At 67.1% G+C, this 26,215-nt stretch carries 14 protein-coding genes; 4 read left to right on the top strand and 10 right to left on the bottom strand.

From position 1 onward, the window contains the following. Positions 1–238: 238 nt before the first annotated feature. From ACIA1L_RS18075 to pdxH, 8 genes are all read right to left on the bottom strand, one after another. The gene (locus tag ACIA1L_RS18075) at positions 239–11,200 is read right to left on the bottom strand and encodes an RHS repeat-associated core domain-containing protein (RefSeq protein WP_396073874.1); all 10,962 of its coding nucleotides are present in this window, start codon (positions 11,198–11,200) and stop codon (positions 239–241) included. A gap of 532 nt (positions 11,201–11,732) precedes the next feature. Next, positions 11,733–12,470, bottom strand: a complete 738-nt coding sequence (locus ACIA1L_RS18070) for a DUF4230 domain-containing protein (protein ID WP_396073873.1) — start codon at positions 12,468–12,470, stop codon at positions 11,733–11,735. Positions 12,471–12,538: 68 nt separating this feature from the next. Further along, positions 12,539–13,708: an acyl-CoA dehydrogenase family protein gene (locus tag ACIA1L_RS18065; protein WP_396073871.1), complete on the bottom strand. Its 1,170-nt coding sequence runs from the start codon at positions 13,706–13,708 to the stop codon at positions 12,539–12,541. Between the two features lie 19 nt (positions 13,709–13,727). Then, positions 13,728–14,024 (bottom strand): type II toxin-antitoxin system VapB family antitoxin, encoded by a 297-nt coding sequence (locus tag ACIA1L_RS18060; RefSeq protein ID WP_396073870.1) that lies wholly within the window; start codon positions 14,022–14,024, stop codon positions 13,728–13,730. Positions 14,025–14,154: 130 nt separating this feature from the next. After that, positions 14,155–14,778: a nitroreductase family protein gene (locus ACIA1L_RS18055; RefSeq protein ID WP_396073869.1), complete on the bottom strand. Its 624-nt coding sequence runs from the start codon at positions 14,776–14,778 to the stop codon at positions 14,155–14,157. A 42-nt stretch (positions 14,779–14,820) separates the two neighbouring features. Beyond that, positions 14,821–15,750, bottom strand: coding sequence for an aldose 1-epimerase family protein (locus ACIA1L_RS18050; protein WP_396073867.1), 930 nt, complete (start codon positions 15,748–15,750; stop codon positions 14,821–14,823). 90 nt (positions 15,751–15,840) lie between these two features. Beyond that, entirely contained in the window at positions 15,841–17,154 is a 1,314-nt protein-coding gene (locus ACIA1L_RS18045; RefSeq protein WP_396073865.1) for an MFS transporter, read from the bottom strand. A gap of 58 nt (positions 17,155–17,212) precedes the next feature. Further along, positions 17,213–17,869, bottom strand: a complete 657-nt coding sequence (pdxH, locus tag ACIA1L_RS18040; protein ID WP_396073863.1) for a pyridoxamine 5'-phosphate oxidase — start codon at positions 17,867–17,869, stop codon at positions 17,213–17,215. 150 nt (positions 17,870–18,019) lie between these two features. On the opposite strand from pdxH, the gene ACIA1L_RS18035 reads away from it, so the two are divergent. Both ACIA1L_RS18035 and serC read left to right on the top strand, forming a co-directional pair. Continuing rightward, positions 18,020–19,126 (top strand): citrate synthase 2, encoded by a 1,107-nt coding sequence (locus ACIA1L_RS18035; RefSeq protein WP_396073862.1) that lies wholly within the window; start codon positions 18,020–18,022, stop codon positions 19,124–19,126. Between the two features lie 28 nt (positions 19,127–19,154). Continuing rightward, on the top strand, positions 19,155–20,276 hold the full coding sequence (serC, locus tag ACIA1L_RS18030) for a phosphoserine transaminase (protein WP_396073860.1): 1,122 nt from the start codon (positions 19,155–19,157) through the stop codon (positions 20,274–20,276). On the opposite strand, the gene ACIA1L_RS18025 is transcribed toward serC, so the two are convergent. Further along, positions 20,263–20,709 carry a GNAT family N-acetyltransferase gene (locus tag ACIA1L_RS18025; RefSeq protein ID WP_396073859.1) on the bottom strand — a complete coding sequence of 149 codons (447 nt, stop codon included), beginning with the start codon at positions 20,707–20,709 and terminating at the stop codon, positions 20,263–20,265. The two genes, serC and ACIA1L_RS18025, sit on opposite strands and share 14 nt — an antisense overlap. Before the next feature lie 187 nt (positions 20,710–20,896). Between ACIA1L_RS18025 and sepH the strand changes: the two genes are divergently transcribed. Beyond that, positions 20,897–21,979, top strand: coding sequence for a septation protein SepH (gene sepH / locus ACIA1L_RS18020; RefSeq protein WP_396073857.1), 1,083 nt, complete (start codon positions 20,897–20,899; stop codon positions 21,977–21,979). Positions 21,980–22,381: 402 nt separating this feature from the next. Continuing rightward, entirely contained in the window at positions 22,382–25,723 is a 3,342-nt protein-coding gene (locus tag ACIA1L_RS18015; protein ID WP_396073856.1) for a hypothetical protein, read from the top strand. Here the strand turns inward: ACIA1L_RS18015 and ACIA1L_RS18010 are convergent. After that, the gene (locus ACIA1L_RS18010; RefSeq protein WP_396073855.1) at positions 25,720–26,187 is read right to left on the bottom strand and encodes a hypothetical protein; all 468 of its coding nucleotides are present in this window, start codon (positions 26,185–26,187) and stop codon (positions 25,720–25,722) included. The two genes, ACIA1L_RS18015 and ACIA1L_RS18010, sit on opposite strands and share 4 nt — an antisense overlap. Positions 26,188–26,215: the final 28 nt, after the last annotated feature.

The raw sequence follows: 26,215 nt of genomic DNA, 5'->3' as shown, positions 1-26,215 counted from the left end.
TGGGCGAACAGACAGTCGCCCACCTCAGGGAGGCACGTCCAATGTTTCGCCCCACGCACACGCCGGCGCAACGGCATTCGGGCGGCGCTCAAGGCTTATTTCTGGGATTCCTCGAGTTCAAGAGAAGCTGCTCGCGACTATGCGATTCGGCCCGAAGGCCGGGCGATAGGGAAATAACCTCCCTACCGCCCGGCCTTCTAGTCTGGGCCAATGATCAGGTTGGCGCCGCGACGTCTAATCAAACTGGGGCATATGCATGCCCGAGCGAGCCACTCAGGACCGGCCCAAGCCTCTGGTCGCCAACGACTTCTCCAGCCCAGGTCGCGATCGCATTGAACTGGTCTCTCGTCAGGCCAGCAAGCTCGCCGAGGCGGCCGCTGGTGACGAGCTCCCAGAGGGGACCCTCCAAGAATTGGAACCAAGGAAGGTACGGGTTGGGATGGTCGCCGCGGGCTGCCGAGATCGAGGCAACCGAGCCGAGCAACCAAGCGACCGAAACACGTGCAGTGTAGAGCCCGAAGTTCTTGAACAAGGCCCGGTATCCGCTCCAGAACGGGACCGCTTGCACCCGGTATTCCATCACGTAGTGCAACTGATGCATGAGATCCATGTACTCGAGCGCCAGAACAGTCAAGGCGATCGCGTAGTTGTTTTCTTCGAAAGCGGGCGACCGACTGAGATCGACTCCGAAGAGACCTGCCACTACCCCCATGATGATGAGCGTCATGTAGATGTGCATCCGGTATCTCTGCCAGAACCGGGGGTCAGCGCCGCCTCCGTCAGGAACAAGCGCTCGGATAGGAATCCGGAAAGCCTTCAGGGTCAGATATACCGTAGAACCCACGAAGTAGCTGATTGCCGCGCCAACCTGTGTGCCGAAGGCTCCAAAGAATCCCTTGCCCAGGGGGGAGAAGCAAGCGAGCGAATAGGGCATGTCCGGCGGCGCCGCCGACCCGGTGACGTTGACCCAGTTTGTCGAGTACGGCCAGGTCACCGAGATGGGTTCCAGGGTGGTCGCGTTGCTGTACGCGGGTGTGCTGTTGGGGATCGGCCGGGCCATTGGTCCGGCCACACCAGCGGCGGCCATCGACTCTTGGCACTCTCTGGCCTGATATTTGACCCCGAAGCGGCAACCCGCATACATCACCGAGGCAACTAGGAGTGCATATGCGCCCTGCCGAAGCCAATAAATTTGGCCGGCGTTCAACACCATCCGCCGATGCGCGGGGGCCAGCCAGAAATTGTAGGCAACGGTGATTCCCGTGCCCTTCCAGATTTCCCGGCGAGCCACCCAGTTGAGCGCGTTCTCCGCCGCGGCGCGGACGGCGATGAGGCCGTCGGTGTCGATGTTGTTGACGGGGTCGGCGTTGAATGCGGCGTAAGGGCTGGGGCCGCTTCGCGCGGGGTCGGGGGTGGTGAATTGGGCGATTTCGGGGGCGTATTCGCGGTAGGGGTAGTGGTAGGTGGTGTGTTGGTCGAGCCAGTTCTTGAGGCTGGTGGTGTCAGCGCTGGTGGTGGTGATGGTGGCGGTGGGGTAGGTGTCTTGGTACTGGTTTTGGTAGCGAGTGCCGGGTGCGGGTCCGGTGGGTGTGCCGGTGATGGGTGTGCCAGTGGCGGAGGTGGTGGTGGGGCTGATGGTGGTGGTGGTGTCGGGTGCGCTCTTGGTGGCGAGGGTGGTGGTGGTGTCGCCGTAGTCGCTGTAGGTGTATTGGGTGAGGTTGTTGTTGTTTAGGACCACCACAGTGTTTTCTGTGTGGTCGGTGAAGGGGTAGTAGAAGCGGGTTTTGGTGTCGGTGCTGGCGGTGGTGGGCCGGGTTTGGTAGGCGGTGGTGGCGCCTTGGGGGGTGTAGATGGTGAGGTTTTCGGTATTGGTGTCGGTTTGGGTGGTGACCAGGGGTTGCAGGCCTTGAGCGCCGTAGTAGTGGGTGTGGTTGATGGTTTTGTTGTTGCCGGTGACGGTGCGGTTGGCGCGAAGGCCGTTGGGGGTGTAGTCGATGGTGGCGGTGCTGTTCACCGCTGAGGGGGTGCCGCTGTACACCTTTTGGGTGAGGAGTTGGTTGGTGTTTTTGTCGTAGGTGGTGTCGATGCGGGATTTGATGCCGGTGCTGAAGGCGATGCGGGTTTGGTTTCCGTTGCTGTCGTAGGTGGTAGTGGTGGAGGAACCGTCGTTGGTCCAGCCGAAGTCGGTGGGTTTGTTGGTGCCGGCGGTGTAGTCGATGGTTTCGGTGTAGTTGCCGTTGGTGACTGCGGTGTCGCCGGTGACAGCGTTCAGGCTGGTGGTTCCGGTCTTTTCGGCAGTGACGTTGCTGTTGGCGTCGTAGTCGTACGCGGTGCCGTCCTGGCCGGTCCAGGTGCCGTTGACTTTCTTGTAGCGGCCGCTGGTGGTGAGTCGTCCGGCGCCGTCGTAGCGGAAGCAGGACCAGATGTCGCGGTCGGTCTTGGAGATCCAGGTGCCGTAGAGCTGGCGGCCGAGGAGTTTGCCGGGGGTGGCATTGGAGTCGTCGTCGGAGGTGCCACCGCAGGCTGAGTCGGTGCTGCTGACGGTTTCGGGACGCATGTGGAGCTGGGTTTCGCCGGCCACGGTGGTGCCGGTGGTGTCTCGGAGCTTCTTGTCGAGTTGGTTGCCTTGCAGGTCGTAAGTGACGGTTTCGGTGTAGCCGTCACCGCGCTGGGTTTTCAGGATGCGTCCGGCCCAGTCGGAGTTGACGAGTTTCCACCAGGTGTTCGCGTCCGGGTCGCTGTCGGTGGCGGAGTCGTCGGCGTCCGCACCGATCGCGGGGTAGGCGGTCCCCGCCTCCACCCGCACCGGGGTAGCCGTCGCGTCGGACCAGTAGGTGATCGAGGTCTGTCCACTGGTGACAGCGAACGCGGCGGTGGCGTTCTTGTCGGGGTAGGTGATGGTGGTGGCGAGGCCGCCGTACTTGTAGTCCAGGGTGGTGGTGCGGCCGGTGCCGACGGTGCCGCGGGTTTCGTAGGTCGCGGTGGTCCGGCCCAGGTCGTCAACCTTGACGGCGGTGCTGTTGGTGGTGGGGCTGGTGGCGCAGGCGGTGGTGCTGGTCGGGGAGCTGTAGTTGGTGGCCTTGACGACGCTGCCGCGTTGGTTGCTGTAGGCGGCGAGCGCGCCCGTGCTCGGGTCGACGTCGTATTGGTAGGCGGTCAGGGTGCAGCTGTTGCTGGCCGTGACGGCCGGGTCGGAGTCGAGCCGGGCCGCCGCCGCGTAGGCGGCGAGGTCAGCCTTGTGGACATTGACCAGGGCGCTGATTTTGGTGAGGCGCCCGTACTGGTCGTAGCTGTAGTACAGGGCCCCGTCGGAGGTGGCGGATGCGCTGATGCCGGTGGTGTTGAGGGTGTAGCGCACCTTGCCTTCGTCGTCGCGGAACACGTGCTGCGCCCCGGACAGGTCAGGTTCGGTGTCGAAGGTGTGCTGGCCGAGGATGTCGGTGGTGCCGGCGCGTTTGACGTGTTTGTCGCTCGAGGTGACGTTGCTGAAGTAGTTCGGGGTCATCACCTCGTTCATCGCGTCGGCTTTGGTGACACCGGACGGCAGGTTCGTGGTGCGGTCGAAGGTGGTGGCCGATGCCTGGGTGAGGCTGGACCACGACGTGTCGCTGCTGGTCTTCCACGACACCCGGCTCAGCGTGGTCGTGCCGGTCAGGTCCTGCACCGACTGCGACACGATGTTCTGCCCGGAACCGGCGGTGACACTGCTCGCTGATGTCACCAGTTCATCTTGCTCACCGGACGAGGCGTCCACCGCGGTGCCCAGACCTGCGGTGTCCCACTGGTTGTAGGTGGTGGTGGTGGTTTTGCCGGATCCGGTGCCGTAGGCGGCGCCGGCGCCGGCGGATTCCCCGCTGCGGGCCGCGGGTTCGGCACGTGACGAGTCGTACGTCAGTGCCTTCTTCGCGTCGTTGCCACGTGTCGCGTAGGTTTTGCCTGCCCCGGACAGATAGAAGGTGTACAGCTCGCTGGCGGAGCCCAGCGTGCCGCGGTTCCAGTTGAACGAGCCGAGGACACCGCGGTAGGTCATGACGCTGGTGCCGCTGCCGGGCGTGGTGTACATCGGCAGGGTGCGCACGGCAGCCTTACCCCAGCCGTCGTAGGCGGTCGCGGTCACCGTGTCGGTCAGCGCACCGGTCCCGTTGGTGTACATCGTCTGCATCTGGTGTGTCTCGATGCTGCGCAGCTCCGCGTCCAGGTGGTCGACGCTGACCTGCGGGGCGCTGCCCGCGAGGACATTGGTGGCGGTGCTGGGCTGGCAGTACTTGACGCTCGTGTTGGTGGACGGGTTGGTGGCGGTGGTGAGCGTGGCTTCGTTCTTCATCGACAGCACCGGATAGCCATCGGCCAGGATCAGGACCTGGTCGCCGTAGGCGATCACCGCCATCTGACGCACTGTCGAGTCAGCGCCGGTCGACTTACGCGTTGAGGTGACGGCGCACGACGCATTGCTGTTGTAGACCCCGAATTTGTTGCTGTAGAACCCGGCGGCGACGGTTCGTCCATCCGCCGCGGTCCAGGACACCAACGATGTCGAGGTGCCCGATTTGATGTCGGCGCGGATCGCCCACGCATTGCCGGGCAGGCTGAACGTGTTGGACGAGCACGCCGTCCACGGTGAACTGCTGTCGGCGAGTTTCGGGCAGAACGATGCGGTGTCCGCGCCGTAGGTGACAGTGGACAACACGTTGGGGATGGTCCGCTGGTAGCTGGCCGCGTCGTTGCCGATGGAGATGCCGTGGCCGCCGAAGCGGGAGAAGCCGCCCATCGAGAATCCGGCCGCCATCTGGCTGCCCACGTTGCGGGTCGTGGTGTTGAGGCGTTCGGTGTACGGGGTGGGTTCGCCGGTCGGCCCGTAGGCCACCTTGGTGGTGATCCCGGTGTCGCCCAGCTCGCCGATGGGCCGGTAGCCGTTGGCCGGGTCGTAGACGACCGCGGCGAACTGGCCGTTGGCCGGCCCGTAGCGCACGTCGTCGAGCACGGTCGCGGACGCGCAGTCCACGGTCGGGGTGATCGACGTGCCGGCGGTGGTGGTGAACGGCACCTCCAGGTACTGCCAGGTGGTGGTGTTCGACGTGTCGCTGGACTTACCGCCCGCGGTCAGTTTGCAGGAGCCGCCCTTCACCCACGCCGACATCACATACGGCACCCCGGCACCGGACGCGTCCGTGGGTGGCGTGAACGCGGTGGCGGTCAGCTTGCCCGACCCGGTGCTGGACAGGCCGTACCCGACGTGCCCGGACGACGACGCCGCGACCGACGAGAACGTGCACGACCAACCCGCCGGCAGGAACGCCGCGCAGGAGGTCTTCGTCGCGTCGGTCACTTCATACGATTCGAAGCCGAGGTAGCCGGCCTGCGACGCGTTCGCCCCACCGAACGAGGCCACCGACAGGCCCCGCCCGTCCACGGAATACTTCACCGCCATGCTCGTCGACCGGCGCGACGTGCCACTCGTGCCGGCGTACGACACCCCGGCGGTGGGCAGCAGGGTGGTGCTGTCCCACGACGTGGTCGTCGCTGACTTCACCCACACGTCCTGACTCGCCGCGATCACCGCGGGCACCGGGACACCCTGGGTGACACCGGTGGTCACGGTTTCGTCGGGGTCCGGCGACACCGCCCAGGCGGAATCGTCGAAACAGTCGCCCCAGTCGTCGTCGGCGACGGAATCCCAGCACTGCCAGAACCGGTCCGTCATCTCATACCAGCCGGAACTCAGGTCCTTGTAATACGGTGCGAGGACCATGTCGTAGTCGTCGGCGTTGCTACCGGCGGTGCTGCCACACACGACCAGCACATCCGTGACGGGCTTCAGGCAGTAGCCCAGGTAGGCCACCGACTCGATCGACCCGTCCGTGTGCAACACGAACAAGGTCTTGTCCGCAGCGGTCGAGTCACCCGACACGCACGTCGCCGACGCGAAACTACTGGCCGACGTGGTGGTCAGGCAGCCCTGCACACCCGCACTGGTACTCGCGGTGTCTTTGATCTGCACCTGCGGGTACGACACCAGCCGCAGCACCGTGTTGGTGGCCGACGTGGTCGTCGACCGCGAGCAGCCACCCCAGCCGTCGAACTTGCTGCCCGACGCGGTGCTCGCCAAACCGGACAGGCACGTCGTGGCGCCGGCGCTGGTCCACTGCTTCAGCGTGCTGACATAGCCGACCTGGTCCTGCTTGGTCTCACTGATATTCGTCACCTGCTGAGCGCTCGCCAGATTGCACGTGGCCATGCCCAGCCAGTCTTCGTCTTCGGTCACCGTCTTCAAGTCTGCGTCCACCGCCATCAGGCACATGCCCGGCTTCGACACCGATTCCAGGACGTAGGTGGTGGTGGCCCGCTGATCCGCATCGCCGTACACCGGGTTCCCGGCCAGTACATGCGGAATGAACAACGAGCTACCCGCATCATCGACCGAGCAACTGTCCCCTGCCACACTCGACAGATAGTTCTGCGAGTTGCTGGTCGTGACCGCCGCGCAGTACCGGCTGCCCGGCACATTGTTCGCGATCTTCTGCCCGGCCAGGGAGATGGCCGGCATGATCCCGGTCAGTTGCGCGCCCCGGGCCTGGTACGCCGCGGACGGCATCAGCACCGACGACCCCGACGGCGTCGCATACGTCTGCACCGACGCCGACTCCACCACCGGCGCCTTACCCCCACTCGAGCGGGTCGTGTACGTCAGATACGGCAACCCGTCCAGGCGGTTGTCGGCCAGCAACGCCTGCCGGTACTCGGCCATCTCCCACGCCTGGAACACCGTGGTCGTGACCACCTGATCCGATATCGACGTTTTCGCCGTACCCGCCGAGCTGCCCGCCGACACCGCCAGAGCCGACGTACGCTGCTGCACCGTGCGGATCTGGTTACGGGCGTTGTACCACTTCGACGTGGTCGTGATGACACCATCCGAGGTGGACCGACCGCTGATCTCCCGCACCACCGGCTGGCGCAACATGCCGCCCGTGGCATACGCCGACGCGGTACTCAGCCAGCCGATCTCCACCCAGTTCTGCGTCTTCGCGACACTGCCCGACGACCCGGACAGCCCCGTCTCGGTCCGGGCATAGATCTGGCCCAGCAACGCATCCCGGTACGTCGTCCACGGCTTCGCACTACGGTCCGCGGCGAACTCCACCAACGGCACCCCCGCCGCGCTCGCGCCCCCGTCCACCGCCGCCGCCACATACACGTCACGCGAAGTGTCCGCGCCCGCGTACGCCGCATACGTGACCGTGCCCGCACCGTCACTCTTGTCCGTGCCGGCCAGCGTCACCGTCGTCGACCCGTACACGATTTCACCCGCCGGCGTCATCTCCGGATCGTCATACGAGTAGGTACGCGACTGCTGCGAGGTCCCGTCATCCGACGTCACCTTGACCACCGTCACGTCCATCGCGGTCTCGTCCATCGCGACCCGGTTGTCGGTGTCGAAATCCAGGACACCACCGTCGAGGGACACCAGCCAGAAGCCACCGGTCGAGGACACGAAGTTGCTGCCCGAGCTGCCGCCGTTCGACTCGTACACCATGAACCCGCCGTCCGAGGACAGGTCATCCACATCCGACGCCTGCTCCGTCGACGGATACGTGTAACCCAAGCCCGCCAGCTCAATGTTCACCAGGTACGAGGCCCATACGTCACTGACGCTGGTCGCGTTCGCCTCGGAATACCGCACCGCCCCGTTACGCAACGGTGTCACACCCACACTCGACGACGACGAACCCACCACCCGATACGGGATGAACGCATCCGCGATGCCCGTCGCGCCCTGCACACCGGACTGCGTCGTCCACGACATCGCCGCCGACAACGTGCCATCCGGCTGCCGGTACCGCACCTTCGACCCCGCGATCACATACCGCGAATCACTGCCATACGAGCCCGCAAACGAACCACCCGACGTGTCGGCACCCACCGCCACCGGCGGCGTATCCCCGTGGACGGAGTAACCAGGGCTATCAGTGTCGGAGGAAAAAGCGCCGTAGACAATCTGGAGCAGATCGGACCACCAGCTGCCTCCTCCCTGCGTCTGCCGAGAGGCAGGTTCGGTGGTGTCCGATTCCGCCGTGTCATTGACCACCGACGACCACGCATCCGTGCCGCTCAGGGCGACCATCGTCTCGGTCTTCGGGTCGTACTGCCAATACTGAGCGTTGCCGGCACTGTTACGGGTCACCACGAAATCGTCGTCCAAGGCCCGCATCGACGCGTTCGAGAAGCCGTCCGTGCTCGCCGCTGTCCCATACAGACAGTTCGAGTCACCAGCCGACGTCAACGGCGTCGCCACCCCGGACGGTGTCACCGCCGCATACCCGCACACCGCCACAGACCCGTACTCGGTCGTGTTCGTCACCGACTTCGGATACTTCGTGCCGATACTGCCCGCGACCATCACCGCTTCGTTGCTGGACAGCACTCCCGGCGGCATCGACGTCGCCGACCCCACCGTGCCGATATTCGTCGCGTTTGGCACGTTGCTCGCCGCGGGCAGCACCGTCAGCGTCACATCCGCCGCCTTCGACGGCGCCGCCTCCACCGCGGTGAACACACCCCGGATCACCACCGGCCACGAGAACTCCGTCGGCGTCGTCGACAACGAATACGTCGTACACACCCCGGCCGGGCAGCTCGACCACGTCGCACAACTTGTCTTACTCGTCGGCCCGTCCCACCGCATCGTCGCCACCAGGTTCGGGTTGCTGCCCGACCCGGCCAGGTCCGCGATATAGCCGTAAATCTTGCACGTCGTCTTGTTGTTCAACGAGCTGATCACCCGCGGCACCGTCACCGACTTCGACACCACCGACGACGACAACCCCGTCTCCGTCACAAACACGAAATCGGTGTTCACCGTCTGCGCCGTCGTGTCCGTCGTCGACGACCGAGCCGTGTTCGACACGCTGAAGCCCACGAACCCCGAACCGATCTGCGCCGCCGTGATCGGATAGTTGCCCGACATCGGCGTCGTGAACGACTTCGACACCGTCTGGGTCGCCGACGAATCCGACCAGTCACCCGTCGTGTTGCGCCACACCGTCCACGCCTGCCGCGTCGTGTCCGCGTGTACCGCCGCCACCGCGACCATGCCATCACCGACCGCGACCGACGTCGACCCGCACACCGACTTCGAGATCGGCGCCGCCGCCCACGAATTGCGGTCCTGCGCGTCGCGTGCCACGACCACCACGTCATTGCAGTTGTTACGTGCCAGCGCCGCGTTCGTGTAGGACGGCAGCAACACCGCGATCACGCCGTCACCGGTAGCCGCCCACCGGGTACTCGACACATCGAACCCGATCGCATACCCGTTCTGGTCCGTGCCGTTGAAATAGCCCGTGGAATCCTTCGACCACACCTTCGACCAGCCCCGCGACCCCCACGCGTACAGGATCACCCGGTTCCGGGTCGACCCTGACACCGTCGCGTTACCGCTCACCAGCACATAACCCGGTCCCCACTTCACATGCCGGTTCCCGGTCAGCCCATGCGACGCCGCGGACACCTCGAAACCGACCTTCGCGGCGTCCGCCCGCTGCTGACGCTCATACTTGTACGTGGTCGTCGCACCCGCCGGAGTCGTCACCGACCGCAGCAAACCGAAAATCGCGCCCGTTCTCGAGTCCGTGACATCCGCCTCGGTCAAGCGCCGCACCGTCACCGAATCCGAGTCGGACTGCCCGCCATACGTGAACCCCCACGGCGGCCGCGACACAAACGACGACTTCTCCGTATCCCACACCTGCTCGGTGACATTCGTCAGCAAACGCTTACCCATGTACTGCGGCGACGACGACGAATCCGCATCAGCATTCACAAACTCATACGACAACGACTGACGACCCCGCGCCACCGTCCCCGACGCCGTCGCCCGATACGCCGTCACCGAGCCCAGATACAACACATCCAGGTGTTCCTGATAGGCGTCCGGCTCCGCCGCCTGCGCCTGCGGGTCAGGAATCTCCTGCACCTTCTTCGTCGACCACGACAGCTGCAGCTCGTCCTTGTCATCGGTACGCACCAACGCCAGATAACGGCCCTTCGTGTAAAACAAGCCGGCCGTCACCGACGCCACCGCCTGTGTGTGCTGCGCATAGAACAGAGTGGTCCGCTTACCCCCGAGAGACTCCACCGCCGACAGGCCCCACGCCGTCGCGTACCGCTCCTGACCCGACGTCCGATACGACGGGCCTACCCAATTCCCCCACCGGACTCCGTACTCCGTCGCGCCCGCCGCGCATTTGTCCGTGCCGTTGAACACCAGGATCGCCGCACACGCCTGCGCGTACCCCGCCGACGCCGTCACCGTGCTCGACGCATACCCATCCGACGATCGGTACGCGGCATCACCGAAATACCACACCGTCCCCGTGGAGTCCGTCACCGTCCACAACCCCGACGAGGTGTTCAAGGCGATCGTCGTCGCGTCCGACGCCCCCGCCGAGTAGTACTTCGTCGTCCCCGCCTTGTCCCGGCCCACCAGCGACAACACCGACGACGAGCCATCCACCCGCACCAGCCGGAACCGGTCGTCCCACTCCGCGCCCGAGTCCGCGTTCACCCGCTCGATTCGCGCCTCCGCCGCCGGCAGCGACCAGCCCAAACCCGCGAACTTCGTCGGCGCCGCATAGTTGTCCAACGCGACCTGCGCATCCACCCCCGTGCTGGAATACCGCGCCGTCAACCCGTACGCCGGACTCAAACCCCCGCCCAACGCGCCCAGACCCACCGACATCGATACATCACCCGTCGTCGGATCCACCAACGCCGGACCCACTCCCTCAGCACCACCCGGCACACAATTCTCCGACGACGACACCGACCCCAGCGCTTCCGAATACGCCACCGCATTCGAAGAACAATCCGTATCCACCTGACGCACCGGCGACGACGGCGCCGCCACCGCACCCGCCGGCACCAGCGACGCCGCCAGCGTCACCGCCAACGGACCCGCGACCCACCCCACCGCTCTGCCACGCCATCCCACCCGCCAACGCCGCAACCAACCCCCCGGCCACACACCACGCCCAGACAGCCGGCCCGCCGGCACCAAACGCACCACCCGCCGCCGAGCGGCCGTGCCCACAGCCCGGCCCAGCGTCCGGCTGCGCCGAGCGCTGCGCGCATTGATCATCCGCAAACCGGCGCCGACGACCGCCACAATGAGCGGAAGGACGACGAACGCGACTACCGACATGAATTCCTCCGCGGAGCGAAAAAGATAATGCCCACCTGAAACCAGCCATCTCAGGCACCGGGCGACGTCGATCATCACGCATTCCGTCCCGCGGGCCGTTTCGGCGCAGAAGCCAGCCAAGGAAGCGGTTCGGGTGTCTGGAGTGCGTGGCGTCAGCGGCGCACTGAGGCTCGGAATATCGAACCTGTGCATCGATGTAGGAGCAGTTTCGAAGGGCGCCCGACGATCCGCAATACGCGCTCCAGGCAATCGAGCTCACATCAAAGGATCTGCATACTGGCCGTTGACATGGGTGTGGACCGACCCGACCGGCGTCCGCTTCTCATGCGGAATAGCGAAAGAGGAGAGGCAGGGCCGGCGAGCAACTTCGACTGAAGGTCGACCCACCATCGCACCCGGCCGAAGCGCGATTCGCATGCGTCAGCGACTAGCCGGGGTATCTCACCTGGCGATGGTCGAAGTGTCGAGCTGCGATCTCGGCGCCGCAATACCAGCCATCGAGAAGGTGTCGAGTATCAACCGATCTAGATGATCAGGGCGTGGCGAACTCGACCGTGACGGTGGTGTAGCCGAGCCGGTTGAACAGGCTGATCAGCATCTTCTGGGTGTTCTCCCGGGCCCGCTGGTCCAGCCCGCTGCCCTGGGCGGCCTCGGTGATCCGCTGCTGGGCGAGCTGGTAGACCCGCTGCTGCTGAGCGGCGTCGCTGGAGAACGCGTCGCCGATCCGGTTGAGCAGGCCCCGCTCCTCGGCCACGACGTAGCTGCGCTGCATGTCCAGGGCGGCCTGCCCCTGCTGCGGGGCGGGCAGCTTCATCCGCACCGACTTGTTCGCCTCGTCCACGGTCAAGGACTCGGACGCGATCTGGCCGAAGTCGACGTACTCCTCGACCGTGCCGGAGCCGACGAACAGCGTGCGCTTGTTGACCAGGAAGTCCGGGATGTTGTCCTTGTTCTCCTGCAGGTCCACGATGACCTGGAAAGTGCCGTCGGCGGCCACGAACCGGCTCAGGTCCCGCATCGACTGCAGCAGGACGGGCTGACTGCGGTCGGTGGTCTTGTCGGCGAACGGGTTGTCGAAGCTCGGCAGCACGTTGATCGCCCGCAGGCCGAGACAGAGCGCCACGATCACCGCGAAGACGACGCCGGTGAAGAGCAGCACCCGCACGAAGGCACCAGGACCGCGGGGCTGGGGCTCGGGGGCGGGCGCGACCACTGGTGCCGCGGGCTCGTCCACTGCCGGGTATTCCCTGGTCGGCTCGTCGATTGCCATCTCGGTCACCCCTCCTTCTGTGGGCTCTGATTCCCACGGTACGGAAGAGGTACGACAGGCGCAGCGGCTCACCCGGCGAATGCGTTCAAACCAGTCAATTTCTGCCCGATGACCAGCTGGTGCACCTCGGAAGTTCCCTCGTACGTGAGCACGCTCTCCAGATTGTTGGCATGCCGGAGCACCGGGTACTCCCCGCTGATGCCGTTCGCGCCGAGGATCGTGCGGCACTGCCGGGCGATCGTGAGCGCCTCCCGGACGTTGTTGAGCTTGCCGACGCTGACCTGCTCGGGCCGCAACCCCCCGGCGTCCGCGCGCCGCCCGAGGTGCAGCGCCAGCAAGTAACCCTTCTGCAACTCCAGGGTCATGTCGGCCAGCTTCGCCTGGGTCAGCTGGAAACCGGCGATCGGGCGGCCGAACTGCTCACGGGCACCCGCGTACGCGATGGCGGTCTCCAGGCAGTCCCGGGCCGCGCCCAGCGCACCCCAGACGATGCCGAACCGGGCCTCGGTGAGGCAGGTCAGCGGCCCCTTCAGGCCGTGCGCGAGCGGCAGCCGGGCGGACTCGGGCACCCGGACGTCGTCCAGAGTGATCTCGCCGGTGGCCGACGCCCGCAACGAGAGCTTCTTGTGCACTTCCCGTACTGAGAAACCGGGCGTGTCCGTCGGCACGGCGAAGCCCAGCACCCCGTCGTCCGCGCGGGCCCAGATCACCGCCACGTCGGCGAGCGGCGCGTTGGTGATCCACATCTTGCCGCCGTGCAGCACCCAGTCGTCGCCGTCGCGGCGGGCGCGGGTCGCCATCGTGCCCGGGTCGGAGCCGTGGTCCGGTTCGGTCAGCCCGAAACAGCCGATCAGCTCGCCCGCGGCCATGCCGGGCAGCCAGCGCTGCTTCTGCTCCTCGCTGCCGAACTTCCAGATGGCGTACATGGCGAGCGAGCCCTGCACCGACACCAGGGAGCGGACGCCCGAGTCGGCCGCCTCCAGCTCCATGCAGACCAGGCCGTACTGGACCGCGGACGAGCCCGCGCAGCCGTAGCCGGTGAGGTGCATGCCGAGGAAGCCCAGCTTGCCGAACTCGAGGGCCAGGTCGCGGACGGGGACGGTGCCGCGCTCGTACCAGTCGGCGACGTGCGGGCGGACACGTTCGTCGGCGACCCGGCGGGCCAGCGCGCGGACGTCGCGTTCCTCGTCGCTCAGCAGGTCGTCGAGGTCCAGCAGATCCAGCGGGGAGACGGGCATGCCCATAAAACTAACAGCGTTAGTTGTCCAGGACGAGCACTCGCGCGTGGATCTGGTTGCGCTGTTGCAGGGCCGCCCGGAGCGCCCGGTGCAGGCCGTCCTCGAGGTAGAGACCGCCGTTCCACTCCACGACGTGCGGGAACAGGTCGCCGTAGAACGTCGAGTCCTCGGCGAGGAGCTTGTCGAGGGCGAGTTCACGCTTGGTGGTGATGAGGTCGGCCAGGCGGATCGGCCGCGGCGGGATCTCGGCCCACGCCTTCAGCGTCGTGTGATGGTCGGGGTACGGCGCTCCGTCCCGTACCGCTTTGAAGATCACGACGGCACGCTCCCCTCCGGTCCTCGTCTGGTCCCTCGCCGGGCGGACGGCCCAGACGCCTGTCAGCCTAGCGAGCCGATCCGGCCGGCGACCGGCGCCGCCCGCGACGGTGTCACCGGAGAGTCAGCGCTCATGCGCGCGGCGCATCCTCAGGTGTCATCCATCGGCCATGATGCACCACCTCGTCCACCGGACGGTGTCCCCGGCGAAGTGACGGAGACCTCTTGTCGGCCACCGGATAGCCCACGGCCAATGCCCCGACCGGCGAATATTCCTCTGGTATGCCGAAAGCCTCCTGGAAGGCCCCGATCCGCTCCGCGGGCAGGCCGAAGAACAGCGAGCCCAGCCCTTCGTTCACCGCGGTCAGGTGCATGAGCAGCGCCGCGAAGCCGGTGTCCACATCCCAGTACGGCACAGGCCACCGCGCCTCGTCCCGGTCGGTCCAGCCCTTGTCGGCCTGCGCATAGCGGTCGAGGTAGGCCGACTTGTTCGACAGCGCGACGATGATCAGCGGTGCGGTGCGCATCCGGGTGAGCCAGGCGTCCCCGGGCCCCGGCGCGGCGGTGACCGCCCAGTACCGCTCCCGGTCCGCCGGTTGCCGCAGCACCAGGAAGCCCCAGCCCTGGGAGAAGCCCGCCGACGGCGCCCGCAGCGCATGCTTGATCAGCTTGTCGACCAGCTCCGGCGGCACCGGCCGGTCGGGATCGTAGGTGCGGACCATCCGCCGCTTCCGCAGCACCTCGTCGAACTCCACGGCGTCAGCCCGCCGGTCCGCGGCCGGTCGGCTCGGCGCCGGTCAACGCGCCGCCGCCCGGATCCCCCACGCCGCCCGCCAGGTCTGTCCGGGCGCCAGCACGACCAGGTCGCGGCCGGACCGGAAGGCGTCCGGCGGGCAGGTCATCGGCTCGATCGCGAACGACCGGCGGAACCGCGCGCCGCTCAGCGAGTCGCCGGTGAACACCTGCCACCACTTGAAGTTCCCGTCGCCCCAGACCGTCACCGCGGGCCCGCCGCCGGGCGCCGCGACGGTCACCGAGGAACCGCCGTCCGGGTCGGTGACCAGGTCACCCCAGGTCGTGTCGAGCCGTTCCGCACCGAGGCGGCGGGGCTCGACGTAGTCGGATTCACTCCCGGTCACTTTGACCAGACCGATCGGCAGCAACCGGTTGTCGGTCATGACCTTGCTGCGGCCCGGCACCCTGAGCAGGGTGTCGTCCACCGAAACCCCGGGCAACTGTACGTACGGATGCACCGAGAAGCCCCACGGCGCGTTCCCGTCGCTGGTGTTGGTGACCTCCTGCTCGGAGCGCAGCCCGTCGGCGCCGACCCGCCACCGGGTCCGCAGCGTCAGCGACCACGGGTAGCCCACCTGCGCGGGCAGGTCGAACTCACAGGTCACGGCGTCCGGCGCCTGCTCGGCGAGCCGCCAGCGCGCCCAGTTGCTCAGCCCGTGGATCGCGTTGTGCTTGCCGGGCTCGGTGAGCGGCAGCTGGTACGCCGTGCCCTCGAACGTGTAGCGCCCGTCCCGGATCCGGTTCGGCCACGGCGCGAGCAACTGTCCCGCCGAGGCGGGCGCGATCTCGTCCGGCCCGAACCCGTCCAGCACCTCGTGATCGCCCGCCGCGTACTCCCGCAGCGTCCCGCCGATCTCCGCGACCGTCGCACGCTGACCACCGGCCTCGATCGTCCACTGCAACCCAGACTTCGCCGCCACGACAGTGCTCACGCCACCGCCTCGCTTCGCTCCCCGGTGCCGCGAGGCACGAGCAGGCTGAGTTTGCTGATGCCCTCGCTACGCTCGGTCATGCGAGAGACATTATCTGTTCGGCTCAGCGTCAGCCGGAGGTCGGTATTTCAGCAGGGCGGGAAACGCCAGGCCCAGCGCCACGGCCAGGCCCGCGGCGGCGAAACCACCGCCCACCCACGACAGCGTCGGCCCGGTGACCTCAGCGGTCGCACCCGCGCGCAGGTCACCCAGGCGCGGGCCGCCCGCCACGACGACCGTGAAGACGCCCTGGAGCCGTCCGCGCATCCGGTCCGGGGCGTACACCTGCAAGATCGATTGTCGATAGACCGCACTGACCAGGTCGGCCGCGCCGCCGATCGCCAACAGCAGCACCATGAGCCACAGTGAGCTCGCCATTCCCGCGAAGCCCACCGCGACACCCCAGCCGACCACCGCCAAGACCAGGGCCACACCCTGGCGCCGGACCCGGCCGATCCAGCCGGAGGTGAGCCCGCCGACCACCGAGCCGATCGCGATCGCGGCGAACAGCCAGCCGACCGCGGCACCGCCGCCGAACCGGTCCGCCGCGATCTCCGGGAACAACGCCCGCGGCATCGCGAACACCATGGCCACGATGTCCACCGCGAACGACAGCAGCAGCACCGGCTGGGTCACCAGGAACCGCAGGCCGTCGATGATGCCCCGCAGCCCCGCGGTCGGCTTCTCGCCCTCGGCGTCGTCGTGCACCGGCGGGATGGCCGGCAGCTTGTAGGCCGCCCAGAACGAGATGGTGAAGAGTGCGACGTCCACCGCGTACGCGACGGTCACGCCGGTGCCGGTCGACCAGGTGGCGAAGATCAGGCCCGCGGCCAGCGGCCCGAGCACCCCGCCCGCGGTGGTCGTCGTGTAGGAGAGCGTGTTCGCGGCGGGCACCAGCGCGGTCGGCACGATCCGCGGGATGATCGCCTGCCGGGTCGGCGAGCTGATCGCGAACCCGGCCGACTGCACCGCCGTCAGCGCCAGCAGCAGCACACCGCTACGTGCGCCCGCCAGCGCCTGCACGAGCAGGCCGATCGTGGCGATCCAGGCCAGGGTGGAGCTGGCGAGCAGCAGCTTGCGGCGGTCCACCACGTCGGCGGCGGCGCCACCCCACAACCCGAAGATCAGCAGGGGTACGAGCCCCGCGATGCCGAGCAGTCCCACCCAGGCCGAGGAGCCGGTGATCGCGTACATCTCCACCGGCACGGCGACCGCGGTGAACTGGAAGCCGAAGAAGGACAGGCCGTTGCCGAGCCACATCCGCCGGTACGCGACCTCGCGCAGCGGCCGCACGTCGATCATCCAGCTCTTGCGCTCCGGCGCCTCGACGACCTTCTCGGCGGCCTCGACGGGCTCCTGGCTCACTTCGACGGCTCCCGGCACAACTCGACCGGCTCCCGGCACAACTCGACCGGCTCCCGGCTCACGGAGCGAGCCGCTCGACGATCCAGCCCTCGCCGACCCGGCGGTAGCGCAGCCGGTCGTGCATGCGGTTGCTGCGGCCCTGCCAGAACTCGACCGTCTCCGGGGTGACCCGCAGGCCGCCCCAGTGCGGCGGGGCAGGCACCTCGTCGTCCGTGCCGAAATGCTCGGTGACGGCGGCGAGTCCGGCGTCGATGGCGGCCCGGTCGGGCACCACCGTGCTCTGCGGGCTGGCCCAGGCGCCGAGTCGGGAGCCGCGCGGCCGGGTCGCGAAATAGGCCTCGGTCTCGGCGCGGTCCACCTTCGCCACACTGCCGCCCACGATGACCTGGCGCTGCATACCGAACCAGGGGAACACCAGGCTCAGCTGCGGGTTCGTCAGCGCCTCGACGCCCTTGCGGGACGTGTAGTTGGTGAAGAACACGAAGCCGCGCTCGTCGAAGTCCTTGAGCAGCACGGTCCGGGCACTGGGCCGCCCGCCGGGGTCCGCGGTGGCGACGATCATGGCATTGGGCTCGGGGAGCGCGTACTCCAGCGCGTCGGCGAACCAGCGCGCGAACTGCTCGGACCAGGTCGCGGCCAGGTCCGTCTCCAGCAGCGCACCACGCTCGGTGTAGTCACGCCGCATCGCGGCGGGCGACGGTTGATCGGGATCCACCCAACGAACCTAAGTCGTGTACGCCGCCACGTCCCCTCGGCGAGGATAGGTGTCGCAGACAGCACATTCCCGCGGGTCGACCGGCAGGTCACCGGCGGGCAAGATGAGACACCCACGGCTTCGCACGGGCCGGGTCCCCCAGGAGGCGTCGTGTCCGATTTCAAGCCCGGCCTGGAAGGCGTCGTCGCCTTCGAGACCGAGATCGCCGAGCCGGACAAGGACGGCGGCGCGCTGCGCTACCGCGGGGTCGACATCGAGGACCTCATCGGCCAGGTGTCTTTCGGCAACGTCTGGGCGCTGTTGGTCGACGGCCGGTTCGGGCCTGGGCTGCCGCCCGCCGAGCCGTTCCCGGTGCCGGTGCACTCCGGCGACATCCGAGTCGACGTCCAATCCGCGGTGGCGATGCTCGCGCCGTACTGGGGACTGTCCCAGTTGCTGGACATCGACGACGAGCAGGTCCGCACCGACCTGGCCCGGGTGTCGGTGACCGCGCTGTCGTTCGTGGCGCAAGCCGCCCGCGGCCTGGGCCTGCCCGCCGTGCCGCAGAAGGACATCGACAAGGCGCAGACCATCGTCGAACGGTTCATGAAGCGCTGGCGCGGCGAGCCCGACCCCCGCCACGTCAAGGCGGTCGACGCCTACTTCATCTCCGCCGCCGAGCACGGCCTCAACGCCTCCACCTTCACCGCCCGGATCGTCGCGTCCACCGGCGCCGACGCCGCCGCCTGCATCTCCTCCGGCATCGGCGCGCTCTCCGGCCCGCTGCACGGCGGAGCGCCCTCCCGCGTACTGCACATGATCGAAGCCGTCGAGCGCAGCGGCGACGCCGAGGGGTACGTCCGCGGTGTCCTCGACCGCGGCGAGCGCCTGATGGGCTTCGGCCACCGCGTCTACCGTGCCGAGGACCCGCGCGCCCGCGTCCTGCGCCGTACGGCCAAGGAGCTCGGCGCGCCCCGCTTCGAGGTGGCCGAGGCGCTGGAACGCGCCGCCCTCGCCGAGTTGCAGGCGCGCAAACCCGACCGGGTGCTGGCGACCAACGTGGAGTTCTGGTCCGCGGTGGTGCTCGACTTCGCCGAAGTGCCCGCGCACATGTTCACCTCGATGTTCACCTGCGCGCGGGTGGCCGGCTGGAGTGCACACATCCTGGAGCAGAAGAAGCTCGGTCGGATCGTCCGCCCCAGCGCCCACTACGTGGGACCGCCCACCCGCAAGCCGCAGGACGTGGAGGGCTGGGACGCGGTCCGCCATAATCTGTAGCGCCGCATCGCCGTCCGAGAGGCCCCCCGTGACTGATCCGATCCGCATCCCCGACGACCTCAAGCCCGTCGACGGCCGGTTCGGGTCCGGGCCGAGCAAGGTCCGCCCCGAGGGTGTCCAGGCACTGGCCCGGGTGGCCGAGTCCTTCCTCGGCACGTCACACCGCCAGCGCACGGTGAAGGACCAGGTGGCCCGGCTGCGCGCCGGAGTCGCCGAGTTCTTCGCCCTCCCCGACGGCTACGAGGTGGTCATCAGCAACGGTGGCACCAGCGCCTTCTGGGAGACCGCCACTTTCGGACTGATCCACGACAAGGCCCAGTTCGCCGAGTTCGGCGAGTTCGGCGCCAAGTTCGCGAAGGCGGTGACCGACGCGCCGTTCCTGGCCGAGCCCACCGTGCACAAGGCACCCGGCGGCAGCGCGGCCTACCTGCGCGCCGAGTCGGGCGTGGACACCTATGCCAGCGTGCACAACGAGACGTCGACCGGCGTCGCCGTACCGGTGAAGCGGGTCGATGGCGCCGACCCGGGCGCGCTGATGCTGACCGACGCCACCTCGGGCGGCGGCTGTCTCGAGGTCGACCTCACCGAGACTGATGTCTACTACCTCGCCCCGCAGAAGGCTCTGGGCTCCGACGGCGGCCTGTGGATCGCCCTGCTGTCCCCGGCAGCGATCGCCCGGGCGCACGAGATCAAAGCCTCGGGTCGGTACATCCCGCAGTTCCTCGACCTGGTCACCGCGATCGAGCAGTCCCGGCTCGACCAGACCTACAACACGCCCGCGCTGGCCACTGTCTTCCTCGCGGCCGAGCAACTGGACTGGATGAACGCCCAGGGTGGTCTCGCCTGGGCCGCCAAGCGCTGCGCGGACAGCGCCACCGCCCTGTACGGCTGGGCCGACCGCTCCGAGGTGGCGGCCCCGTTCGTCAGCGACCCGGCGTTGCGGTCGCAGGCGGTCGCCACGATCGACTTCGCCGAGGGGGTGGATGCGGCAGCACTCGCCGGAGTGCTCCGCGCGAACGGGATCGTGGACACTGAGCCGTACCGCAAACTCGGCCGTAACCAGCTGCGCATCGCCCTCTACCCCACGGTGGACCCCGCCGACGTCGAAGCGCTGACCAGGTGCATCGACTACCTGATCACCCGGCGGTGAGCTGGCGGACCATGACGATCTCGCCGTCGTCGAGCTCGCCGGTCTCGACGAAGCCGGCCGATCGGTAGAGCGCCCGCGCACGGTCGTTCGCGGGCACGAAGCTCAGCCGGACGGACCGGGCCGCATGCTCGGTCGCGGCGTAGGCGACGGCTGCTTCGAGCGCCTGCCGCCCGAGCCCGCGGCCCTGGAAACGGTGGTCGATCATCAGCCGGACCAGGCAGTGTTGCCCGGGGTCATCGCCGGGATGCAGCAGCACGAAGCCGACCAGCTCGCCGTCCGCATACACTGCTCGCGGCTCGGCCTGGGGGCGGATGTGCGTCTCGGCGATGCCGACGACGTTGGGTGACACGAAGTCGGACTGCTCGGGTGTGACCTCCAGCTTGATGACAGCCCGGAAGTCGTCCTTGGTCACGGGGCGGAGTTCGACGGTCATGGGTGCCTTTCTAGAACTCCGGCGCCCACGCGGCAAGGTGTTACCCGTTGAAGATCATCTTTGCTGGTCAATGACTTCGACGGCGTGGCATACCACCATTGGGTGACCAAGGCGCGTACCGTGTTGGAGAAACGCGCCCGGGTGGCTGACGCTCGGGATCAGGCCAGCGAACCGACGGAGGCAACGCATGCGGCCGGTACGCTTCGTGGCCCTCTCCGAGGACGGTCAGGCTCTGGTGCTCGCCGACGAGGTGGGCCGGCTCCTGGCACTCCCCATCGACGACCGGATCAGCGGCGCCCTGCATCACGAGGGCGGCACCGGCACGGTGGTGACCACCAACAGCTCCGCGGTGGCGGTGACCGGGGAGAGCATGGCGTCCCTGTCCCCGCGCGACATCCAGGCCCGGATTCGCTCGGGCGAGTCCGCCGAGGACGTCGCCCGGGTTGCGGGCGTCCCGGTCGACCGGGTCCTGCGCTACGCCGGCCCGGTGCTGCAGGAGCGCGCGATGTTGGCCCAGCACGCCCGGCGCACCCGGCTGAAGACCTCGGACTCCGGCGCCCCGCTGGCCGAGGTGGTCGACAGCCGGCTCGCCCAGCACGGCATCGACACCGAAAAGATCTCCTGGGACGCGTTCCGCCGCGACGACGGCACCTGGCGGATCGTCGCCACCTGGCCGTCCGGTAAGGCAACCGCCCAGGCCATGTGGGACCTCGACCGAGCCCGGCAGGTCGTCTCCCCACACGACGACATGGCGCAATACCTGTGTGCCGAGCGTCCGACGCAGATCCTCGGTCAGGAGCCCGCCCCCGAGCGCATTCCGCATGAGCGTGGCGGCCACGGCCTGCCCGGCCCGATGCGCACTACCGAGCCTGCTCGCGGGCGCGGCCTGCCGGTCGCTGACTCGCCCCGCCCCACCCGGGACCCGATCCGCGCCGGACGCGACGCCTTGCTGGCCTCTCTCGACCGCCCCTTGAGCAGTGAGCGGCACGGTCGCGGGCTCGACCCGGCGGCGAGCGAGCCCCGGCGGCCCGTTGCCGGCGGCGCGGCGGCCCTGCTTGGCGGCGGCGCCGGCTCAGCCTTCGACGACGACGCGGACCTGCCCAAGGAGGTCCCGGCCGTCCCCAGTCTGGCCGTCCTGCGCCCGCGGCGCACGGTGGGCGCCCAGCCGGGCGAGACCGAGTCCGAAGAGCCGGCCAAGCCCCGCAAGCGCCTCCCCAGCTGGGACGATGTCCTCTTCGGCGGTGGCCCGGCCGCCCGCGAAACCTCCTGACCGAGCCCGCCGGCGCCACCGCCAGCTCTACGCGCGCCAGCACCCGGGCAGCCCTCGCCGGACCTCCTGCTGCCCGGGTTATCTGAGACGGCCACTCTCCGCTGCGTCCGCGGAGCGACGAGCGACGAGCGACGAGCGACGAGCGACGAGCGACGAGGAAGCCACATCAATCCCCGTGCCGCGGCCCATCGACTCGCGCGGACAGCGCGCTCCGCCATATGCGGATGAGTTGATACTCGGTCGGCGGCCGTAAAGGCCATTGCCAATTCTGCGAACCAGGCCAAGACTTCGTTCAGTTCCACACTGCATGCCTAGTCGACCAGCGCGTATGAGGACCAGCACCCGCCGCAAGACGACGGGCAAAGCGCGTGTCCGGCGCATGAGTTGAGGATGTGAGAGCCGATGATGCGCGTGTCGAACTCGCGGCCGTTCCGTGCCGCGGCCGCGGCCATGGTGTCATTGGTAATCGCCACGCTGATTGCCGTTCCGGCCGCCGCGGCGAACGAGATCGTAAACTACGAGAATCAATACAGCTACGACGCGGCCACCGACTATGCCTTCTTCTTCAGAAACGCCTACAAGTCAACGGTCAAGGTCGCCTTCTTCAAGGATGACGACAGCGGCAAATGTACCTCCGGCGTGCAATACCCATCCGGTGCACAGTCCACCAAAACCGCTGCCAACTACATCAATGTCACCCCAGGCCAAATCCTTCCGCTCATAGCCGTTACCGATGCCTCCTGCCGCTCGAAGGCGAGCAGATGGATGGTTGACGTGCGGGGGCCGGGAATCAATCCGGCAACCAGCACCTGGACCGCCACCTCGGACTATCTGATCGGACGATTCTGGTTCTTCGGCGATGGCCGGATCTCCGGAAATGCGGACCTCACTTCCAAGTTCGTAGCACCATGGGATCAGTCCTCGGCGCAAACCCGGACATTTTATGTTAAGGCATCCGAGTCCACGACCTCCTGGAAGTACGCCTTGTCACTGGGGACGACCGGATCATTGTCCGCAAACGGATCGACGATGACTTTGGCCGGCACGTATCCGAGTGCGGCAGCCGAGGACGGCAGATTCGACGGCGCGGCTCCCTGGCCGTCCCGGGACAGTTCGGACGCCAACGCGCTGACCGTCACCAGCTACGCCGCCAATCTCGACACGCGACTCCTGGACGACTGGTGCGAACGCGCGAAGTACCTCGCGAGCTACCTCGCGAGGTTGGATAGTGACGTGGTTCTGCTGCAGGGAATGAACATGCGCTCGTCGAGCTGCACCACCGACGCGACCGCTATCGTCGCCGGCCTCTGGAGTTCGGGCAGGAGCATTTCTGCCCTGGGCACGTACGGCAGCGGCAGCGACGGCACCGGGTCGAGCCCGAATGGATCCAATCCCGCCGACCGCGTGTATGCCAACTCGAGCTTTCCCTACGTCAGTCAGTTCGTGGGTGGTGCGCCCGTGGCAGATCAGCCTGCCAGCACGGGCGGCGCCGTGATTCTCAGCAAATATCCGCTCACCATGCTGTACAACAAGACCTTCACCAATCAGAGTGTCGCGGGCGACAAGCGCGGGTTCGTGATCGCCAGCATATTGAAGGCGGACAAAAAGTACGTTCTGATCAATGCTGGCATGGATCCAAACAATGACGACTCTCGCACCGATCAGCTCGACCAGATCGGCAGGGCGGTCGCCGACGTCGTTCCGGACGGATCCCGGCTGATACTCGGCGGCAACCTGGGTGTCACGCTCGGGACAGCGTTCAACAGCAACACCTCTAGATACCTCAAACCTACCAACTACGATCCCGACCAGCTCGGCATCTACCGCGGTAATGCGACCGATTCGAAGACGCACCTATCAGCGGCACGGTCGGATTCGCGTTTTCTCTACAACCTGGATTCGTTGACCAACTTCTACAATTACGCCGGCGGCATCGAAGAAGTACGCAACCCCGCCGCCCCCTTCGGCACCGAGATTACCTGGAGTGGAACCACCACGACGCAGACCAGCTACATCGCACCCGTACGGACACTGCCCAAGACCTCGGTCTCGCCGTATTCCACCGCCGACTTCGACTCGGCGCGCTACGAAGCGCCACTCACTTTCCAGTGGTGGAACCACGAGGCCGCTCACCCATCGTTCAAGAACTGGCACCTCTCCAACCAGTATGCCGTGACATCGAAGCTGACTTTCAGCACGAGGTCATGGACGCCTTCCCTGACGCTGGAACCCACGATGAACGAGACGCTGGCACAGGGCAGCTACACCTTCAAGAACGTCACCTCAGGTTGCTCTACCGCGACAAAGTTGTTCACGACCAGCACCGTCCGCCAATGGCGATTCTCAGCTAGCGGAAGCAACGCCTTCCAGTACGTGACAAGTAGCCTTCAGGTCGGCAGCGACGGCACCTCATGGAGCACGGTGGACTCCGCTTTCCAAAGCTCAACAGTGTTCGACAGCGGATCGGTGGGCAGCGATCGCGCCGTCACTTCCACCCAGGCGCAATATGTCCGATACTGCGTCAGCTATCCCGACGGGCTGTTGAAGAAGCTCAACCTGAGCGTGGACGTGACAGTGTCCGGAACGGGAATCACGCTGCGTGGATACTACACAGATTACGGCGTGAGCAGCGGCCAGAGTAGCACCTCGTCCTACGTGGAAGACCCGAGCAGTCCAGCTAAGATCACGTTGAACTGGTCCGCGCAGCAAAACGCCTGCCTGCTGTTCCGCAAAGCGGAGAACAGTGCCGTCATCGAGCGGACGAACCTGATGCTCAAATCCGCGACGCAGTGCGGCAACTACAGCAACGTATACGCAAACCTGTCCTACACGGACAGCTTGACGAAGTGGTACGGAATCAGTTACAGCTACATGTTCTGCGTGCTGGATGCATCGTGTTCCGACTGGATCCGTATCAACGATCCGCATAGCCCGAAGATCGCTTCCTCCGGCTACCACACCTGCATGGTGGGCGTATCTTCGGCATCGTCGGGCGCGGCATGTTGGGGAGTGGATCACGATACCGGTGCGGCAACGATTCCATCGAGCCTGAGCTCGATACGTGCGATTTCCGCCGGAGTGGACCAAACCTGTGCCCTCGCTTCCACTGGGAAGGCGACGTGCTGGGGGGACACGTCGAACGGCGACATCAGTCCGGGCTCGAGCACGCTTTCGGCCATTGCCGTCGGCGCCGACTTCGCCTGCGGCATCAACGTCGCGGACAACAAGACTCGCTGTTGGGGCCCAGCGTCCACAGCGCCACCCGCCACGCTGAAGTCGACCATCCAGCTGGCAGTCTCGGACCATGTCGCATGCGCGGTCGACGTCTCCGGCTCATTGCGATGCTGGGGAGACGACTCCAGCACCATCGTCAGCGGCACACCATCCGGCACTTTCGTCGCCGTGGCGGTGTCTGACTCCCACGCATGTGCGGTGAAGAAGACGGACGGAAATGTCACGTGCTGGGGCAAAGCGATCTCCGGAAATCCCCAGTCCGTCCCCTCCGGCCTGGGGGTGGTCGCCTCCGTGACGGTCGGCTACTACCACTCCTGTGCCCGCAAATTCGACAACTCGGTGACATGTTGGGGACTCAGCGATCTTCTCAAGCAGCCGTCGGGAATGGGGAGCGTCACCGAAGTCTCCGCGAGTGCCATTCACACCTGTGCCGTCAAAGCGAACGGTCTACCCACGTGCTGGGGGCTCGATGTGGGACAGCTCACCATTCCCAAGTCCGTCTCCGGTTAGCGGAGCCGCATCCCCGCGGCTCGCAGCTTCTCCTCCACCCGGATCCGCTCCAGCTCCCGGTCCATCCCGTCCAGCGTGGTCAGATGCTGAGGCAGGCCGAAGGCCTCGCTGGCCAGCAGCAGCCGGCGGTCGTAAGCCCGCACCACCGCGTCCAGCCATACCGTGGACTGCACGGTGGGACCGCCGCCGCGCTGCCGGCTCAGCCGCCGCAGATCCGCTTCCAACTCAGCGACCGAGGGACCGCACGGTGTGGGTGGCACGGGCGGACCGCCGGAGCTGACGGGCGGACCGCCGGAGCTGAGCAGCCGGTCGAGGCGGCGCAGCGCCCGGGCCTCCTGCCGGGCGGCACGGCCGTGCAGCCGCCCGGTAAGCCCGTCCGCGCAGGCCACAATGGCTACCGCGCAGGGAAGGAACAGCAACGCCAGCAGCGTAGCCGTGACCACGACGAGGTGCGTGATGCCCACCCCGACGACGCTAGGCCGTCCCGGCAAG

This window comes from Actinoplanes sp. NPDC051859 (assembly GCF_044452725.1).
Classification (GTDB): domain Bacteria; phylum Actinomycetota; class Actinomycetes; order Mycobacteriales; family Micromonosporaceae; genus Actinoplanes.
This window is presented reverse-complemented; position numbering and strand designations above follow the sequence as displayed.

Excerpts from the sequence above, each read along its gene's own strand:
- ACIA1L_RS18070 (WP_396073873.1), bottom strand. The coding sequence starts at position 12,470 with ATGGCAATCGACGAGCCGACCAGGGAATACCCGGCAGTGGACGAGCCC.
- ACIA1L_RS18065 (WP_396073871.1), bottom strand. The coding sequence starts at position 13,708 with ATGCCCGTCTCCCCGCTGGATCTGCTGGACCTCGACGACCTGCTGAGC.
- ACIA1L_RS18015 (WP_396073856.1), top strand. The coding sequence starts at position 22,382 with ATGATGCGCGTGTCGAACTCGCGGCCGTTCCGTGCCGCGGCCGCGGCC.
- sepH (WP_396073857.1), top strand. The coding sequence starts at position 20,897 with ATGCGGCCGGTACGCTTCGTGGCCCTCTCCGAGGACGGTCAGGCTCTG.
- ACIA1L_RS18075 (WP_396073874.1), bottom strand. The coding sequence starts at position 11,200 with ATGTCGGTAGTCGCGTTCGTCGTCCTTCCGCTCATTGTGGCGGTCGTC.
- ACIA1L_RS18025 (WP_396073859.1), bottom strand. The coding sequence starts at position 20,709 with ATGACCGTCGAACTCCGCCCCGTGACCAAGGACGACTTCCGGGCTGTC.